This is a genomic window from Novosphingobium oxfordense, from assembly GCF_044029435.1.
In the GTDB taxonomy this organism is placed as follows: Bacteria; Pseudomonadota; Alphaproteobacteria; order Sphingomonadales; family Sphingomonadaceae; genus Novosphingobium.
The window spans coordinates 2,161,831-2,177,232 of sequence record NZ_CP147005.1 but is presented as its reverse complement, the minus strand read 5'-3'; the positions used below and the strand labels follow the sequence as shown (position 1 = coordinate 2,177,232).

Sequence of the window (15,402 nt, the reverse complement as noted above, 5' to 3'; positions counted from 1 at the left end):
TCCCCCTCCCCGTGCCGGGGAGGACTCTCACAATGGGTGGTCTGTTCGGCGCAAGGTGCGGTTTCTGCATCATCTTGCAGAGAAGGGCGATGTGCGCTCGGCGGCGGTGCGGGTGGGGATGAGCCGGCAGTCGGCCTACATGCTTCGGCGGCGGGACCACGTTTTCGCGCAGGGGTGGGCGGCGGCTCTGGTGCTGGCGCGGGCGCATGTGGAGGAAGTGCTGGCGACGCGGGCGCTCGATGGGGTGGAGGAGGCCGTGTTCTACCACGGCGAGCAGGTGGCGGTGCGGCGGCGGTTCGATGCGCGGCTGTTGCTGGCGCATCTGGCGCGGCTCGACCGGGCGGCGGAGGAGACCGTGGCGGGCGCGCATGCCGCGCGCTTTGACGAGGTTCTGGCGCTGCTGGCGGGGGAGGCTCCGGGCGAGATGGTCCTGGCGGGTGTTCCGCGTGAAGGTCTGGGGGACGCGGTGTTGCCGCCGGAGCGGGCGGACTATGTCTCGGCGCTGGGCGATGCGCTGGCGGAGGCCGAGCGGGAGGCCTGGCTCGATGCGGTCGATGCCGGGGAGGACGTGGGCGACGCGCCCGATCTGGGGCAGGCGGAGTGCCGGGCGGTGGCGGCGGCCGAGTGGGACGGCTGGCAGGCGCGGGCCTTCGCGGCGGTGGATGCGGTGTTAGAGGAGGGTGTGGAGCGGTGCCCGGAGGCGGGTGGTCCGGTTGAGTTCAAGTCGATGGATGGGCCTTGCTGCGCCGGTGATGCGCTCGGCGTGGCGGGGCTTTGCGGGCCGGTTGAGGCGGGGGCGGAAAGGGCTTGGCCGATTTCCGCTGGACCGTGTCAACTGTGTCAACGGGAGCGGGCCGGGCGGGCGCAAAAAAATGCGACGGTTGGGGAACCGGATGCCCGCGGCGATGTTCTATTGGGTGAAGGCCGGCGCGGTGCTTCCCCCACCCCCCTCCGATACCGCGTCGGCCTAACCCCTCAGGATCAAGCAGCAGGACGCGGAAGCGGCGATCAGTTGTCGTCGTCCTCGTCGCGGACGGCGATCTCTACCTTGCCGGAACCGGCGCGGGAGATGCCGATCTTGTCGGCGGCGGCCTTGCTCAGGTCGATCAGGCGGTTCGAATGGAACGGGCCGCGATCGTTGACGGTGACGATCACCGACTGGCCGTTGGCCGGGTTGGTGACGCGCACTTGCGAGCCGAGCGGCAGCGTGCGGTGTGCGGCGGTGAGCTGCGTCGGGTCGAAACGGTCACCGCTGGCGGTGCGGTTGCCGGCGAGTTCGCGGCCGTAGAAGCTGGCCATGCCGGAGCCGATGGTCTCGAAATCCTGCTCATCGGCCTGAATGGCATCGGTAAGCGGGTTGGCGGGCAGGGCGGCCGGAGGCGGCGTCAGCGCGGCGGGCGGCACCATGGCCACCGGCGCGACGATCGGCGCTTGCGCGGCAACGGGCTCAGAGCCCGGCAGTTTGGCCAGTCGCCCCTCGGCAATCGCCGAAGAGGCAGGAGCTGCGATAAGCGCGGCCGTCGCAAGAACGAAGCCGAGGCGCTTGGCGCGAGCTTTAGGCGGTTGGTTTTGCTTCCCCGTCATGGGGATGGACTCCTACAGGCAGTTCATCGCCTTGAGGACCCATGGAAAAGCGGCCCGTCGCACTTTGGCAACGGACCGCCCTATGTCGTTAACATGTTGAAAGGATTCGGAAGGCCGAATCTGGGGTGCTTACTTGGAGTCGCGCTGGGCCAGCAGGCGGAGTCGCAGGGCGTTCAGCTTGATGAAACCGGCCGCGTCCTTCTGGTCGTAAGCACCGGCATCGTCCTCGAACGTGACGTGGCGTTCGGAGTAGAGCGAGTCCGGCGACTTGCGGCCGACGACCGAGGCATTGCCCTTGTAGAGCTTGAGGCGGACGGTGCCGTTGACCCGCTGCTGCGAGTGATCGATGGCAGCCTGCAGCATCTCACGCTCCGGCGCGAACCAGAAGCCGTTGTAGATGAGCTCTGCGTACTTCGGCATCAGCTCGTCCTTGAGATGAGCAGCGCCGCGGTCGAGCGTGATCTGCTCGATACCGCGATGGGCGCGGGCGTAGATCTCGCCGCCCGGCGTCTCATACATGCCGCGCGACTTCATGCCGACGAAGCGGTTTTCGACCAGATCGAGGCGGCCGATGCCATGCTTGCGGCCCAGTTCGTTGAGCGCGGTGAGGAGCGAGGCGGGGCTCATCGCGATGCCGTTGAGGGCGACGCCGTCACCCTTCTCGAAGTCGATGGTGATGTATTCCGGCGCGTCCGGCGCGTCTTCCGGATTGACGGTGCGCGAGTAGACGTAGTCCGGGGTCTCTTCCCACGGATCTTCCAGAACCTTGCCTTCGGACGAGGTGTGGAGGAGGTTCGCGTCGGTCGAGAACGGGCTTTCGCCGCGCTTGTCCTTGGGAACGGGGATCTGGTGCTGCTCTGCCCAGGCGATCAGGGCGGTGCGGCTGGTCAGGTCCCACTCGCGCCAAGGGGCGATGACCTTGATGTTCGGATCGAGGGCGTAAGCCGAGAGTTCGAAACGGACCTGGTCGTTGCCCTTGCCGGTGGCGCCATGCGCGACGGCGTCGGCGCCGGTCTCGTGTGCGATCTCGATCAGGCGCTTGGAGATCAGCGGGCGGGCGATCGAGGTGCCGAGGAGGTAGTCGCCTTCATAACGAGCATTGGCGCGCATCATCGGGAAGACGAAGTCGCGCACGAATTCCTCGCGCAGGTCGTCGATGTAGATGTTCTCGTCCGGCAGGCCCATCAGCTTGGCCTTGGCGCGCGCGGGTTCGAGTTCCTCACCCTGGCCGAGGTCGGCGGTGAAGGTCACCACTTCGCAGTTATACGTGACCTGAAGCCACTTGAGGATGACGCTGGTGTCGAGGCCGCCGGAATAGGCGAGGACGACCTTCTTGATGCTGTCGGACATGGGCGCAGGCTCCGCAGGAAAGGGCATGGGATTCGGGACGCGCGCCTATCAGCACGCGCCCCCTTGCGCAATGAAGGAAAGGTGCGGCCCTATTCGCCGAGCAGCGCAGCCTCCGCCACGGCCATATAGCCACGGGTGAGCGGCAGGGCGCGGCGGTTGCGCGTGTACTGGATCTGGTAGTTGCACATGCCGCCGCTTTCGAAGGCCGCTGTGGCGCCGGACAAGTAGAAGATCCACATGCGATAGAACCGCTCGTCCATCATCGCCACGATCGCCGGCTTGTTGGCGACGCAGCGCTTGTACCATTCGCGCAAGGTGAAGGCATAGTGGAGGCGCAGGTTCTCTACATCGGTGGCGATCAGGCGGAACTTTTCGCTGGCCGCTACCGTCTCGCTGAGCGCGGGGATGTAGCCGCCGGGGAAGATATATTTGCGGGTGAAGGCGTCGGTCGCGCCGGGGCCGCCCATGCGGCCGATCGTGTGGAGCAGCATCACGCCGTCATCAGGCAGCAACTGACCACATGCCTTGAAGAACTGCGCGAACTGCGCCTGGCCCACATGTTCGAACATGCCGACCGATACGATGCGGTCGAACTTCTCTCCCCGCGCGGCAAGATCGCGATAGTCGACCAGCTGGAACGTGCACTTGTCCGCCACGCCCGCCTGCTCGGCGCGTTCGCGGGCGAGTTCCAGCTGTTCCTCGCTGAGCGTAATGCCGAGCACGGAAACATTGGCATGCTTGGCGAGATAGATCGCCATGCCGCCCCAACCGCAGCCGATGTCCAGCACGCGCTGGCCGGGTTCGAGCGCCAGCTTGGCGGCGATATGCGCCAGCTTGGCGGTCTGGGCCTGTTCCAGCGTCATGCCTTCCGGGTCGGGCCAGTAGGCGCAGGAATACTGCATGTGCTCGATATCGAGGAACAGTTTATAAAGCTCATTCCCGATGTCGTAGTGATGCGCGATGTTCTTCTTGGCGCTGGCTGCCTTGTTGATCCCATCCACCAGCGTGACGAGCTTGCCGGTCACTTTCTTCAGCGCGGACTGTTCGTGCAGTTCGCCGCCCTTGTCCCACTTGGAATTGGCGCGCAGCAGTTCGACGAGGCCCATGATGTCGTCGTTTTCGACGATGAGCCTGCCGTCCATATAGGCTTCCGCCGCGCCGAGGCGGGGGTCGGTGAGGATCTGCCGTTCTGCCTTGGCATCGGTGAAGCGGATGCGGACGTCCGGGAAACCGGCTGCCTGCGTTCCGAAGTGCTTCACGCTGCCATCGGGGCGGGTCAGTTCAAGCGTGCCCTGGCGGACGCCGCGTTCGAGGAAGCGATCGAGAATTCCCATTGCCATCAGCCATTTGTGAAGGGCGCTTCGGCCCGGAACAAGAGTGTTTCACGTGCGAATGCCGCAAGCGAAGGCGAGAAATCCGGCAGCTTCCCCCTACTGCCGGGCAAGGAACAGCACATCGCGCGGCTGCGCGAGCAGGTGCTGGCCTGAATCAACGAAAAGCGTCTCCCCGCTCGCCAGCCAGCCCTGTCCCAGAAACAGCGCGGCGTCTGCCACATCGGTGGGCGTGGTCTTGCGGTGGAGCAGGTTCAGGCGGTGCGACACTTCGGTCTCCGCCTCGGTCTGGTCATGGCTGGCGAGGATTGCGCCGGGCGCCAACGCATAGACCCGGTCCTCCTCGCGCGGTCTCGCCATCGAGAGCATCGGCACCGTCGCGGCCAGCGCGTGCTTGCTCATCGTGTAGGAGAAGAAGTCCGGATTGGGATTGAGCAGCTTCTGATCGGTCACGTGGATCACCCGCCGCCCGTGCGGACTGCGCGAGTGGGCGAGGAAGGCCTGCGCCAGCCTGGCCGGCGTACCGGCGTTTACGCGCATCGCCTTTTCGAACGTTGCGGGTTCGAGGTTTTGCGCGGTGTCGAGATCGAACATGCCGGCGCAGTTCACCAGCACCCGCCAGTCTGGCAGGCGCGCGGCGAGGTCCTCCACCATCGCGACCGGCGCGTCCCAGTCATCCAGTTCGCAGCTCACGATCTCGGCGCTGGGCAGTTCGGCAGCCAGCGCATCGGCCTGCTCGCGGGATTGGCCATAGTGGATCACCACGTGCCAGCCCGCCGCGCCATAGGCACGGGCAATGGCCGCGCCGATCCGCTTGGCGCCGCCGGTGACGAGCATCGCGGGCCTGTCGCTCACGCTTTCGCCGCTCCGATACCGGCAGGTTGACACAGTTGACACGGTTCAGTGAAAATTGCGCAGGGTTCCTCGGCCAGTGCCGAAAGGCGCCGGTTCCGATCACATGCGAGATGGGATGGAGAGGGGGGATTCCATGCGAACATCGCCAGCATAGGAGCACAGTCCGGCGCCTTAGGAAAGGCCCCTATCCCCCACGCAATCCATTGATTTTCCGCCTGTGATGCATAGGCTGCGGCCCATGGCTCTTTTCGCACTCCTCGCTGCGGCAACCGCTGCCGTTACCGCCGCCAATGGAGCTACCGCTTCGGCGCCAACACCGGCCGACCCGCTGACGGTTGAGATCGCCGCGATCGATGCCAAGGTCTTCACGGCTTATAACACGTGCGACCTTGATACGTTCGCCCGCTATTTCGATCCGGACGTTGCCTTTTTCCACGATACCGGCGGTGCGACGTTCGATCGCAAGTCCGTGGTCGACAGCACCCGCAAATACATCTGCGGCAAGGTCCATCGCGAACTGCTGCCGGCCAGTCTGCACGTCTATCCGGTCAAGGATTATGGCGCGATCGAAGAAGGCGAACACTACTTTTGCGAGCTGGCTTCGGGCGAGTGCGCGGGGATCGCCAAGTTCGTGATCGTCTGGGCCCGACGAGAGGATGGATGGCACGCGACCCAAGTGCTCAGCTATGGCCATCGTACAATGACCGAGGCTGAGCAGCATGCAGTGCCCCCTTTAAAACCGTAAACTTGCTGCTCGCGAACTGTCAGAGGGCGGACGCGCCGGTTTTCAAAGCCGTCTCGCGAAGCGCGAAGTCGCGCGCGTAGAAGCTGTGCAGGAAATCGAGCTGGGCGCGGCCGGGAAGCTCGCCCGAACGCTCGCAACTTGCATCGCAGCGATTGAATAGCGGCAGATTGTCGAGCGACGGTCGGCCGAGCAGGCGGCCGATCTCGCCAATGCGTTCGTAGGGGATCAGCCGGTCGACGGCCTGCTGGCCATGGGCGTCGAGCAGATACCATGCCTGCGGACGGAACACGTGATCGATGTCGAACAGGCTGCGCGCCGCCGCCAGATGGTCGATGGCATCGTCGATCGATCGAAAACTGCCGTAACGGCCAAGGAAAGGCTGGGAAACGCTGCGATGTCGTGTCCCGCCGGTGCGGGCGTAGCGATAGGCGGAAAGAAAGCGTTCCACCGGATTTCGGATGATCGCGAAGCTGGGCAGGGCCAGCACGTCCGGCGCCACGCGGCTGTAGTAGAGCGCCGTGGCATGCTTGGTCTGCGCGCCGTAGAGCCGCTCGCTGATCGAGGTGCCGGCATTCTTGGGCACATGGATGAACAGCAGGCCGCTGGCGCGGATGCGATGGAGCCGCTCACGCCTTTTGGCATCGAGCCAGGGACGCAGCCCCCAGCGCGAAAGCCGTTCGTGCACATCGCTGACAAGCCGAACGCCGAATGCGGAAGCGATGACGCGGTTCAGGCCGGCGGTGCCGGAAGTCCTGTCGAGAACGGGGGGCTGGAGGACGGTCGCCATGCGGGAAGGCAATGGCGGCTTCATGTGGGGGGCGGATTTCAGGATAATTTCAAACTCGAGTTTCGGGATCGGGATGCGATCGGAACGAGCGGCCCGGAAACGACAAGGGGCGCGCCGGCTTGCGCCGACACGCCCCCTTCGATGTGCCTTTGGGATGTGCCTTTGGATGGCCGCGCCCGTCGGCGCGTCCAACCGATGCGGCCAATCGCTGCTTAGCGGCAGCGCGGCGTGCTGTTGTTGCGGTCGATCGAGCGGCCGAGCAGGGCGCCCGCGCCCGCGCCGAGGATCGTGCCGGTGGCGCGATCGCCACGGGTGTCGATCGAGCGGCCGACCAGTGCGCCGGCAACGCCGCCGATCAGCAGGCCGGTGGTGCCGTTCGACTTCTTGCAGCGGTAACGACCGTCGTTGCCGCGCCAGTAGCGGATGCCATTGTTGGTGTTGTGGTATTCGGGGCCGCGACCGCGCCCGTGGGCTTCGGCGGTCTCCGCCACGCTCATGCCGATGGGAACGGCGACAGTGGCTATGGCTGCGGCGATCAGGGTCTTACGCAAGGTGTTTCCTCCAGATTTCATCTCTATTGCGACCTGAGCCCCTCTTTCCCGCCGGCACTTCAACGCACGATGAATGAACATGAATTCCGGCGGCGAAGCGATGGAGCGTGGCTGGCTGGCGGCGAATGTCGTTGCCGGCCATTGTTCGATGCTTTTCCCTTTGCCGTTCGGTCTAGGCCTTAAACTCATAAACGGCCCCATCGAGGCGCCCAAATGGCGAACAACTCGGGCCGAAGGGACCGCCGGGCGGGCTGGTTGCCCGTCCAAGGTCCCTTTGGTTCGAGATGGAAGCCATTTGGGCGTCCCTTCGGGATTTGACCAAAATGGCCCATCGCTGTGTCAGGAAGCCTTGAAATATGGACATATTCCGGCGCCTTCCTTCCTGGCGCTGAGCCATTTTGCCTCAAACCTCGATGGTGCCGTTTATGAGTTTAAGGCCTAGAACGATTGCTCCAGCAGTTAGGGAGCAATCCATGACAGAGGGGCCTTCCGTCGGCGCGTTCGCCATCGTCCCCAGCAACAGCCTGCCCGATGCCATTCCGTTCTGGCAGCGTCTGGGGTTCGAACGTACCGGCGGCGATGCGCAATATGCGATCATGACCGGCTGGGGCTGCGAAGTGCATCTGACCCAGGCGGGAACCGGCCCCTGGCGTGTGCCGGAGGAGCACAACCCTTTCGGCGTGTTCATCCGCACGCCCGATGTCGATGCCATCGCCGCGCGCGTGGACGACCTGATCATCCGGCCCGGCGGCGTGCTGCGGCACCGGGAATGGGGGCTTTATGAAGTGGGGATCAACGGGCCCGATGGCCTGTTGGTGCGGATCGGTTGGCCGTCCGCGTTGATGCCCGGACGGGTTTTGTAGGGCTGGCGTTGCGCCTGCCCACCCCACTGCGACTAGGACTTGCTTTGCAAGCCCAAGTCTCGCTGCCCCTCCCGCTTGCGGGAGGGGATGACAGCGCACCAATTCGCGCGAGGCGCCACTATGCCCTCCCGCAAGCGGGAGGGCCGCGAGGCTTGGTGAGCCGCAGGCGAACCTAGCCGCAGCGGGGTGGGCAAGCGCAACGCATCCAACCCAGCACCAGCCTAGTAACCGACCGCGCGCCTGATTTCCGGCGTGCCGGACCTTGCGGGACCCGCGTAATCCTCACGCAACGAGTCACGCCGTTCGAACTTGAACTTGCCCACGGTCGAACTCATGGCGCCGGCCTGCTCGGTCAAGGCGCGGGCCGCGGCGTTGGACTGTTCGACCATGGCCGCGTTCTGCTGGGTATTGGTGTCCAACTGCTGGATCTCGCCGCTGAGGGTGCGGATGGTTTCGGCCTGCGTGGCGGAAAAGCGCGAAATGCTTTCCGCGCGGGACGTGGTGTCGGCCAGCTTGGCAATGATCTCTTCCAGCGCGGCGCGGGTCTGGGCAACCAGGTCCACGCCTTCAAGTACGTCTTGCGAGGACTTGGTGATCAGGTCCTTGATGTTGTTGGCGGATTCGGTGGTGCGATGGGCCAGGGCCCGCACTTCGGTGGCGACGACCGCGAAGCCTTTGCCCGCCTCGCCGGCACGTGCGGCCTCTACCCCGGCATTCAGCGCCAGCAGGTTGGTCTGGAAAGCGATCGCCTCGATCACGTCGATGATGCTGGCGATCTCTGCCGAACTGGTCTTGATCTTGTCCATCGCGATCACAGCGGACTCCATCACGGTGCCGCCGTGACGGGCATGGTGGGCCACTTCGGAAACGCTGGAATTGACCTTTCCGGCGTTGTCCGCCGTGGTGCCGATCGCCTCGGTCACTTCGCGGATGCCTTCGGCGACGCGGGCGATCGTGGCGGCCTGGCTTTCGGTACGGAAGGCCAGATCGTTGGCAGCGGCGCTGATTTCCTGCGCGCCCACTTTCACGCCTTCCGAGGAATTGGTGATGTCGATGGCCAGCGCGCTGATGCGGCGGCGCATCTCGTGGAAATCGATCGCCAGCTTCTCAAACGCGGGGGGCAGGTCGCCCAGTTGCACTTGCAGGTTGCCGTGCGCCACTTGTTCCATCGCGGTGCTCATCGTCTGCAGCGCGCGGTCGCGGTCCAGCGCCTCGTGCACGAAGTAGGTGTTCAGCGCCACCTGCATGTCCTGCATCGATGCCTTGACCAGTGTGCCGATGGTCTGGCCGACGGTGCGGCTGGTAAGGGGCGTGATGAACCGCCCGGTCATCATCGCGGTGATGACCTCTTCCAGCACCATGGCATAGGCGGAAACGTAGTAGTCCGGCGTCAGGCCGATGCGGGCGTGGATTTCGCCGATCTTTTCGCTGCGCGCCCGCGCGTCGGCATCGAAACGGCCGGAGAACATTTTGATCCAGTGGTCGTACTGCGCGTTCGATGCCCGTTCGCGGATGGCGCTGGTGGGCAGCATGCGCGACAGTTCGGGCGTGGCCTCGATCCGCGTGTAGAGCTTGGCCAGCGCCTTGCGCGCGTGCTTGCGCATGGCGGCGCAGAGCTTGGGAAACAGCCGATAATTCGCATCGTCCAGCGGCGCGATGTTCACGCGGGCGGCGGCGGCCTTGGCGGCCTTGGTTGCGGCGGTGGAAGTGGCGCTCATGTGCTTGGTCCATCCCCAAGGGCCAGACGAACAGGCCCGCAGTCCCGGCCGGTCTATCGGCCAGAGACTAAGATCATGAGATGGAACGGCTAAGGGGCGGCCCTAAGGAAAGCCGCACCGGAAGCGCGGCCGATCGCCAGCGCTTCCGGAACAGGTCGGCCCGCGGGGGCGGGCCGGAAATCAGATCAACGGCACTTCAGATCGCCACGATCGATCTGGCGGCCCAGCACGCCGCCGGCGACGCCGCCGATGATCGCGCCCAGCGTCTGGTCGCCACTGCCGGCGATCTCGTGACCGGCCAGTGCGCCCACGCCGGCGCCGATGATCAGGCCGGTGGTGCCGTTGTCGCGCTTGCAATAGTAACGCCCGTCACGGCCGCGCCAGACATGGTCGTTACGCGTCATCCGGGGCGGATTGCGGTAGCGGCCATTCGAATCGTAGCGATAGTTGTTGCGCTGCGGCGGGCGGTGGGCCTGCGATCCGTAGGACGGTCCGCGATGCGGATCGGCGGAGACGGGCGCGGCGACGGGAATAACGACACCCGCCATGGCGAGCGCTAGCAGAAGCTTGTTCATGACACTGTCCTCGTTGGAATTGTGTATCTTAGGACTAAACGTCTTTATGGCGATTGGCTGCGCAACACGGAATGAACCGTAAGACCTATCGCTTCCGGGTGCGACGAGGCGACGCTCAGTTGCGGTGAATGGAAAGTGCGGAATTGACGATGACGGCGATGAAACTCGATCTGGTGGATGTTTTCGCGGGAAGCCCGCTGCGCGGCAATCCGCTGGCCGTGGTGCGGGGTGGGGAAGCCCTCGATACCGAGCAGATGCAGTCGCTTACACGCTGGCTGGGGTTTTCGGAGACGACGTTCCTGCTGCCGCCGACCGATCCGGATGCCGATTATCGCGTTCGCATCTTCTACCCGGCCGGCGAACTGCCTTTCGCCGGGCATCCGACGCTGGGCACGGCGCATGCCTGGCTGGCAGCGGGCGGGGAGCCGAAGGTGCCAGGCAAGATCGTGCAGGAATGTGGGATCGGTCTTGTCGACGTGCGGCAGGAGGACGGCCTGCTGGCCTTCCGCGCCCCGCCGCTGCTGCGCGAGGGGCCGCTGGACGTGGCCGATCTGGCCGAAACGATCCGGCTGACCGGCGCGGACCCGGCCACGGTGATCTCCGCCGTTCACGCCGCGAACGGGCCGGGCTGGAAGCTGCTTCACCTGTCTAGCGCGGAGGCGGTGCTGGCGGCCGAGCCGGTGGCCAAGGCGCCCAAGGGCACCGACGTCGCGCTGTTGGGGCCTTGCGCGCCGGGCGGTCCGGCGCAGTTCGAGGTGCGCGCCTTCTTCGCCGATCCGCAGGGCCGCATGTGCGAGGATCCGGTTACCGGCAGCCTGAACGCGGCGGTGGCGCAGTATCTGTTCGGCGCCGGACTGGCCGAGGACAGCTACATCGCCGCGCAGGGCCGCAAGGTGGGCGCGGACGGTCTGGTCCACTGCACCCACGCGGCCGACGGATCGATCTGGATCGCCGGCCGCGTGGATACGGTGTCTTCGGGCGGTGCGCTGAGCGTTTAAAGCCGTTTTACGCACCGGCCGACCACCCATCAGGATACACTCGTGGGTGGTCGGGTGGGGGCGTGAGCCGGCGCCGCTTCCCGCCGTCAGGCGGGATTAGACGCCTTCTTTAAACCGCTTTCTTCGGCAGCGCGATTTCGGCGGTGCCGAGGCACATCTTCACGCCGCGCTGGTTGGTCATCAGGTGCTTGACGTGGACGAGGTGGCGCCCTTCGGCATCGACCGATTTTTCGACCACTTCGGCGGTCTGGATCGTCACGTCGCCGGTCAGCGCCGGGCCGCGATAGTTGGAGACCGAATGGACCAGCATGCCATGCTCGCCCGCCCAGCCGGAGAGGTAGTCGGTCACCCACGAACCCATCGACGCGCCGTAGCCATAGCCGCGCGGCATGCCGATGCGGCGGGCGTACTTGGGGAACAGATGCCCGCGTGAAGGGCCGTAGTAGGCGCCGTCGGTGAGGAAGGGGTTCACCTTCATCATGTCCGGATCGTTCTCGTACCCCGCCATCTCGCGCGTGAAGCCAAGGGCTTCCAGATCGTTCTTGCGCAAGTTCATCGTCCCCCAGGTGTTGACGATGTAGGCGCGCCATTCGGTGGCGAAGCTGGCCAGCGAATGGGGGCCGAACACGCGCTCCGGCAGCTGGTCGCCCACCTGCACGTCATCCCACCAGCGTTCCTTGTGGCCAAGATCGTGCAGCATCTGCACCCAGGCGAAGACGCGCGCCTCGATGTCTGCGATCGCCTCGTCCGACCAGTCGGGATCGGCGAAATCGTCCGGGTTTACCGCGGCGCCGCCGGCATGGGCATTGTAGCGCAAGGCGGTGGAGCGCTGCTTGGCGATCGGTTCGCCATTCTGATTGGTGTAGTTGTTGTCGCCGCGCTGAAAGCAGGTGGGGCCGAAGCCGGTTTCCTTGACGACGTAGTCGAACGGAATGCGCGTGTTGGTGATCACGTCGCCGGCCTTCACGCGGGTGTCGTGGAACCACCATTCGTCGCCCGCGAACAGCAGGTGCGAATTGGGAATGCAGCCGACGCAGGCCGGCGCGGCGCCGTGGCCGTCGTCCGTGGCGATCGCGAAGCTCTGCGGGGCGACAAGGGCGCCCCAGCGGCTGGCCGCCGCAAAGTCCGGATCGAAATGGACGAGGTTGGGGTAGTGCATCGCATGGACCCAGCGCCGGATGTCGTTGGCGGCGATCGGCTCGCGCAGGGGCGAGAAGTCCATGACTTTGCCGAGGTACTGGTCGATGTCCGAACAGTCGAGTGTGGCGGGGGCGGTAGTGGTGGCGTTCATTGGATATGTGTCCTCACGCAGCAGTTTGCCTGCCGCAGTTTTCCGGGATGGGTAAGCGGATCAGGTCGTGCGCAGGCCGGTCGCGTCGTCGGGCTTGAACACCGGGATTTCCGTATCGGCCTTCAGCATGACCAGCGGCAGCACCCGTTCGGTCGACTTCTGATAGTCGGCATAGAAAGGGTGGCAGTCGATGAAGAAGTCCCACACCTTCTGGCGCTCTGCACCCTCGGGCTCGCGCCAGGTGCCGCGGAAGGCCTGAGTGGCGATCTGGAATTCGATCTCCGGCGTGGCGACGATGTTGAGATACCACTGCGGGTGCGCATCGGCGCCGCCCTTGGATCCGCAGATCACCACTTCGCCGCCGATATCGGCGTAGCAGAGCGGGGTGATGAAGACCTTGCCGCTCTTGCGGCCGGTGTACTTGACCAGGCAGTGCGTTGCGAACTTGCGCCCGCCGACGGGGGTGATGTCCATGATATGGCCCTGCACGCCGCCGGAGCCGAGATACATGTCGCGATGCTCGGTCACCCAATCGCGCCTGACGGCGCTGATCGCCGCTGCCGTTTCGTCGCTCATGATGTGCTCCTCTCCACGATTTTCGGGCGGGAGGATCGCTAAGGTCGGGCGGCGGGTCCAGAAGCTATGCATTCTGGCCGGGAAGTATCACCGGGGCGTCGTTGAGGAGCAGGGCGTTGCGTTGGCCCACCCTGCTGCGACTAGGCAGCAAGCTGCCAAGTCTCGCTGCCCCTCCCGCTTGCGGGAGGGGAGGAAAGCGCATCAATTCGTGCGAGGCGCGATTACGCCCTCCGGCAAGCGGGAGGGCCGTGAGGCTTGGTGAGCCGCAGCGGGGTGGTCAGTCGCAACCTTCGCGTGAACCGCTAGAAGTGGAGCCCCGAAGCTTCGTCGGTGCCCGGCTCGCCCCTTCGACAAGCCGGGCGGCGTGTCAGGCATTCATCTGGCGGATCGGCGTGTTTTCATGCCAGTCGTCCATCCAGTCCAGCACGTCTTCATAGGGCATCGGGCGGCAGATGCCGTAGCCCTGGCCGTTGTGGCACCCCAGCGAGACCAGCAGGTCGCGGATTTCCTCGTTCTCCACGCCTTCGGCCACGAGCGGAATGCCCAGGCTGTCGCAGAGCACCACCAGGCTGTTGACCAGCGACTGGTCGAAGCGGCTTTCGGTGAAGCGCTGGATGAACGAGCGGTCGATCTTGATCTCGCTGATCGCGAAGTCCCGCAAGTAGCCGAACGAGGTGAAGCCGGCGCCGAAGTCGTCGATGGCCAGGGCGATGCCGTTGTCGCGCAGGCGCTCGACCACGCGGCGCGCTTGCGAGGGATTGGTGATCAGCGCCGTTTCGGTCAGTTCCAGCGTCACGCGCTTAGCGTCGATGCGGTGGCAGTCGACCATGTCCACCAGATCGTCGACGAAGCTGGGTCGTTCCAGCATCCGTGCGGAGAGGTTGATGGAGATAGAGGCGCCGTCCACCTTGTCCTGGATCTGCGCGAACTGCTCCAGCACCTTGTCGATGCACTGGTGGGTGAAGGTTTCCAGCAAGGGGCTGTGCTCCACCGCGCGGATCAGCTGATCGGCAGGGATATTGCCGATGCGCGGGTGATTCCAACGCACCAGCGCCTCGAACCCGAGCACGCGGCCGTCGCGCATGTCCACCTTGGGCTGCCAGTGCCATTGCAGGGTATCGTGGGCGATGGCGGCTTCCAGCTCGTCCAGCATGATCTTGGGATCGACCGGCGGGTGAGAGGGCATGCCTTCCTGCCAGGTGGCCAGCTTGGCAAGGCCGCGCTTGGCCTCGTACATGGCATCGTCCGCCGCCGAGAGCAGGCCGGCTGGCGAGAAGCCGCGCTGCGGGCAGAGCGCGATCCCCAGCGAGGCGCCGACGTGCATGACGCGGCTTTCGTGGACGATCGGCTGTTCGATCAGGCGCACCAGCTTGGCGGCGAGCGCGGCAGCGTTCTCCTCGTCATCCACGTCCTGAAGCAGCAGCGCGAACTCGTCTCCGCCCAGGCGTGCCACGGTGTCCACCTCGCGCAAGTGGCCGCGGAGGCGGCGGGCGACGGTGGTGAGGACGACATCGCCCACGGCATGGCCGAAGCTGTCGTTGATCTCCTTGAAGCGGTCGAGGTCGATCATCATCACCGCGAAGCTGTCGCCGGTGCGGCGGGCGCGGGCGCAGGACTGGCCGAGCCGGTCGAACAGCAGCGTGCGGTTGGGCAGGTCGGTCAGCGGATCGTGGAGGCTGCGATGGGTCAGCTCCTCCTCGGCGCGGCGCAGGTCCTGCCGGTACTTGCGCCAGGCGATCCCTTCCTCGACCGAGGCGGCGACGCGTTCGGGCGAAAGCGCGCGCTTGGTCAGGAACTCGGTCATGCCGGACTTGATGGAATCGGCGGCGATCTGCTCGTCCGAATTGCCGGTGACGGCCACGATCGGGCAGTCCGGATCGACTTCGGCGCGGATCGTCGGCACCAGGTCGCGCCCGTCGCCATCGCCCAGGCCGAAGTCCAGGAACACGATGTCGAACTGCGGTTCCGCCAGGCGGATCAGTTGCAGCGCTTCGGCCTGAGAGGCCGCCTCCATCACGTTGATGCGGCGCGGGCAGCGTTCCAGCATGCGGATCAGGCGTTCGCGATCCACGTCGTCGTCATCGATGACAAGGGCCTGAATGTCGTTCGTGCCGTTGTGCAGGTATTCCATGCGGATATGCCCTTCGGCCGGAGTGTTCTGGGAGGGAATCGGCAAGG

General features: G+C 65.4%; 15 protein-coding genes. 4 read left to right on the top strand and 11 right to left on the bottom strand.

Features of this window, described 5'->3' with window-relative positions:
• Window positions 1-1,008 precede the first annotated feature (1,008 nt).
• The 4 genes from WBP07_RS10120 to WBP07_RS10105 form a co-directional block, all read right to left on the bottom strand.
• A complete protein-coding gene (locus tag WBP07_RS10120; protein ID WP_395390912.1) occupies window positions 1,009-1,584 on the bottom strand; it encodes a septal ring lytic transglycosylase RlpA family protein in 576 nt (191 codons plus the stop codon).
• Window positions 1,585-1,713: 129 nt separating this feature from the next.
• Window positions 1,714-2,934 (bottom strand): argininosuccinate synthase, encoded by a 1,221-nt coding sequence (locus WBP07_RS10115; protein WP_395390911.1) that lies wholly within the window; start codon window positions 2,932-2,934, stop codon window positions 1,714-1,716.
• A gap of 89 nt (window positions 2,935-3,023) precedes the next feature.
• Complete coding sequence (locus WBP07_RS10110; protein ID WP_395395768.1) at window positions 3,024-4,268, bottom strand: class I SAM-dependent methyltransferase; 1,245 nt, start codon at window positions 4,266-4,268, stop codon at window positions 3,024-3,026.
• Window positions 4,269-4,364: 96 nt separating this feature from the next.
• Complete coding sequence (locus tag WBP07_RS10105; protein ID WP_395395767.1) at window positions 4,365-5,102, bottom strand: SDR family oxidoreductase; 738 nt, start codon at window positions 5,100-5,102, stop codon at window positions 4,365-4,367.
• A gap of 256 nt (window positions 5,103-5,358) precedes the next feature.
• On the opposite strand from WBP07_RS10105, the gene WBP07_RS10100 reads away from it, so the two are divergent.
• On the top strand, window positions 5,359-5,865 hold the full coding sequence (locus WBP07_RS10100; protein WP_395390910.1) for a nuclear transport factor 2 family protein: 507 nt from the start codon (window positions 5,359-5,361) through the stop codon (window positions 5,863-5,865).
• Window positions 5,866-5,884: 19 nt separating this feature from the next.
• Here the strand turns inward: WBP07_RS10100 and WBP07_RS10095 are convergent, their stop codons facing one another.
• Both WBP07_RS10095 and WBP07_RS10090 read right to left on the bottom strand, forming a co-directional pair.
• Window positions 5,885-6,652, bottom strand: a complete 768-nt coding sequence (locus tag WBP07_RS10095) for a sulfotransferase family 2 domain-containing protein (protein WP_395390908.1) — start codon at window positions 6,650-6,652, stop codon at window positions 5,885-5,887.
• Window positions 6,653-6,864: 212 nt separating this feature from the next.
• Complete coding sequence (locus WBP07_RS10090) at window positions 6,865-7,203, bottom strand: glycine zipper 2TM domain-containing protein (RefSeq protein WP_395390907.1); 339 nt, start codon at window positions 7,201-7,203, stop codon at window positions 6,865-6,867.
• A 73-nt stretch (window positions 7,204-7,276) separates the two neighbouring features.
• Here WBP07_RS10090 and WBP07_RS10085 point away from each other — a divergent pair, with 73 nt between their 5' ends.
• Window positions 7,277-7,645, top strand: coding sequence for a hypothetical protein (locus WBP07_RS10085; RefSeq protein WP_395390906.1), 369 nt, complete (start codon window positions 7,277-7,279; stop codon window positions 7,643-7,645).
• Between the two features lie 31 nt (window positions 7,646-7,676).
• Window positions 7,677-8,066 carry a VOC family protein gene (locus tag WBP07_RS10080; protein WP_395390905.1) on the top strand — a complete coding sequence of 130 codons (390 nt, stop codon included), beginning with the start codon at window positions 7,677-7,679 and terminating at the stop codon, window positions 8,064-8,066.
• 221 nt (window positions 8,067-8,287) lie between these two features.
• On the opposite strand, the gene WBP07_RS10075 is transcribed toward WBP07_RS10080, so the two are convergent.
• Together WBP07_RS10075 and WBP07_RS10070 are read right to left on the bottom strand one after the other, a co-directional pair.
• Entirely contained in the window at window positions 8,288-9,784 is a 1,497-nt protein-coding gene (locus WBP07_RS10075; protein ID WP_395390904.1) for a methyl-accepting chemotaxis protein, read from the bottom strand.
• Window positions 9,785-9,969: 185 nt separating this feature from the next.
• Complete coding sequence (locus WBP07_RS10070) at window positions 9,970-10,359, bottom strand: glycine zipper 2TM domain-containing protein (RefSeq protein ID WP_395390903.1); 390 nt, start codon at window positions 10,357-10,359, stop codon at window positions 9,970-9,972.
• Between the two features lie 158 nt (window positions 10,360-10,517).
• Between WBP07_RS10070 and WBP07_RS10065 the strand changes: the two genes are divergently transcribed.
• Entirely contained in the window at window positions 10,518-11,357 is an 840-nt protein-coding gene (locus WBP07_RS10065; protein ID WP_395395766.1) for a PhzF family phenazine biosynthesis protein, read from the top strand.
• Between the two features lie 109 nt (window positions 11,358-11,466).
• Here the strand turns inward: WBP07_RS10065 and WBP07_RS10060 are convergent, their stop codons facing one another.
• From WBP07_RS10060 to WBP07_RS10050, 3 genes are all read right to left on the bottom strand, one after another.
• Window positions 11,467-12,648, bottom strand: coding sequence for a MaoC family dehydratase N-terminal domain-containing protein (locus WBP07_RS10060; RefSeq protein ID WP_395390902.1), 1,182 nt, complete (start codon window positions 12,646-12,648; stop codon window positions 11,467-11,469).
• 60 nt (window positions 12,649-12,708) lie between these two features.
• Complete coding sequence (locus tag WBP07_RS10055; protein ID WP_395390901.1) at window positions 12,709-13,224, bottom strand: nitroreductase/quinone reductase family protein; 516 nt, start codon at window positions 13,222-13,224, stop codon at window positions 12,709-12,711.
• A 367-nt stretch (window positions 13,225-13,591) separates the two neighbouring features.
• Window positions 13,592-15,400, bottom strand: a complete 1,809-nt coding sequence (locus tag WBP07_RS10050) for a putative bifunctional diguanylate cyclase/phosphodiesterase (protein ID WP_395390899.1) — start codon at window positions 15,398-15,400, stop codon at window positions 13,592-13,594.
• Between the last annotated feature and the right edge of the window lie 2 nt (window positions 15,401-15,402).

What these genes read in the sequence shown, in the direction of transcription:
- WBP07_RS10055 (WP_395390901.1), bottom strand. Translation starts at nt 13,224, where the DNA reads ATGAGCGACGAAACGGCAGCGGCGATCAGCGCCGTCAGGCGCGATTGG.
- WBP07_RS10060 (WP_395390902.1), bottom strand. Translation starts at nt 12,648, where the DNA reads ATGAACGCCACCACTACCGCCCCCGCCACACTCGACTGTTCGGACATC.
- WBP07_RS10085 (WP_395390906.1), top strand. Translation starts at nt 7,277, where the DNA reads ATGAACATGAATTCCGGCGGCGAAGCGATGGAGCGTGGCTGGCTGGCG.
- WBP07_RS10075 (WP_395390904.1), bottom strand. Translation starts at nt 9,784, where the DNA reads ATGAGCGCCACTTCCACCGCCGCAACCAAGGCCGCCAAGGCCGCCGCC.
- WBP07_RS10110 (WP_395395768.1), bottom strand. Translation starts at nt 4,268, where the DNA reads ATGGGAATTCTCGATCGCTTCCTCGAACGCGGCGTCCGCCAGGGCACG.
- WBP07_RS10120 (WP_395390912.1), bottom strand. Translation starts at nt 1,584, where the DNA reads ATGACGGGGAAGCAAAACCAACCGCCTAAAGCTCGCGCCAAGCGCCTC.
- WBP07_RS10105 (WP_395395767.1), bottom strand. Translation starts at nt 5,102, where the DNA reads ATGCTCGTCACCGGCGGCGCCAAGCGGATCGGCGCGGCCATTGCCCGT.
- WBP07_RS10080 (WP_395390905.1), top strand. Translation starts at nt 7,677, where the DNA reads ATGACAGAGGGGCCTTCCGTCGGCGCGTTCGCCATCGTCCCCAGCAAC.
- WBP07_RS10065 (WP_395395766.1), top strand. Translation starts at nt 10,518, where the DNA reads ATGAAACTCGATCTGGTGGATGTTTTCGCGGGAAGCCCGCTGCGCGGC.
- WBP07_RS10115 (WP_395390911.1), bottom strand. Translation starts at nt 2,934, where the DNA reads ATGTCCGACAGCATCAAGAAGGTCGTCCTCGCCTATTCCGGCGGCCTC.
- WBP07_RS10095 (WP_395390908.1), bottom strand. Translation starts at nt 6,652, where the DNA reads ATGGCGACCGTCCTCCAGCCCCCCGTTCTCGACAGGACTTCCGGCACC.
- WBP07_RS10070 (WP_395390903.1), bottom strand. Translation starts at nt 10,359, where the DNA reads ATGAACAAGCTTCTGCTAGCGCTCGCCATGGCGGGTGTCGTTATTCCC.
- WBP07_RS10100 (WP_395390910.1), top strand. Translation starts at nt 5,359, where the DNA reads ATGGCTCTTTTCGCACTCCTCGCTGCGGCAACCGCTGCCGTTACCGCC.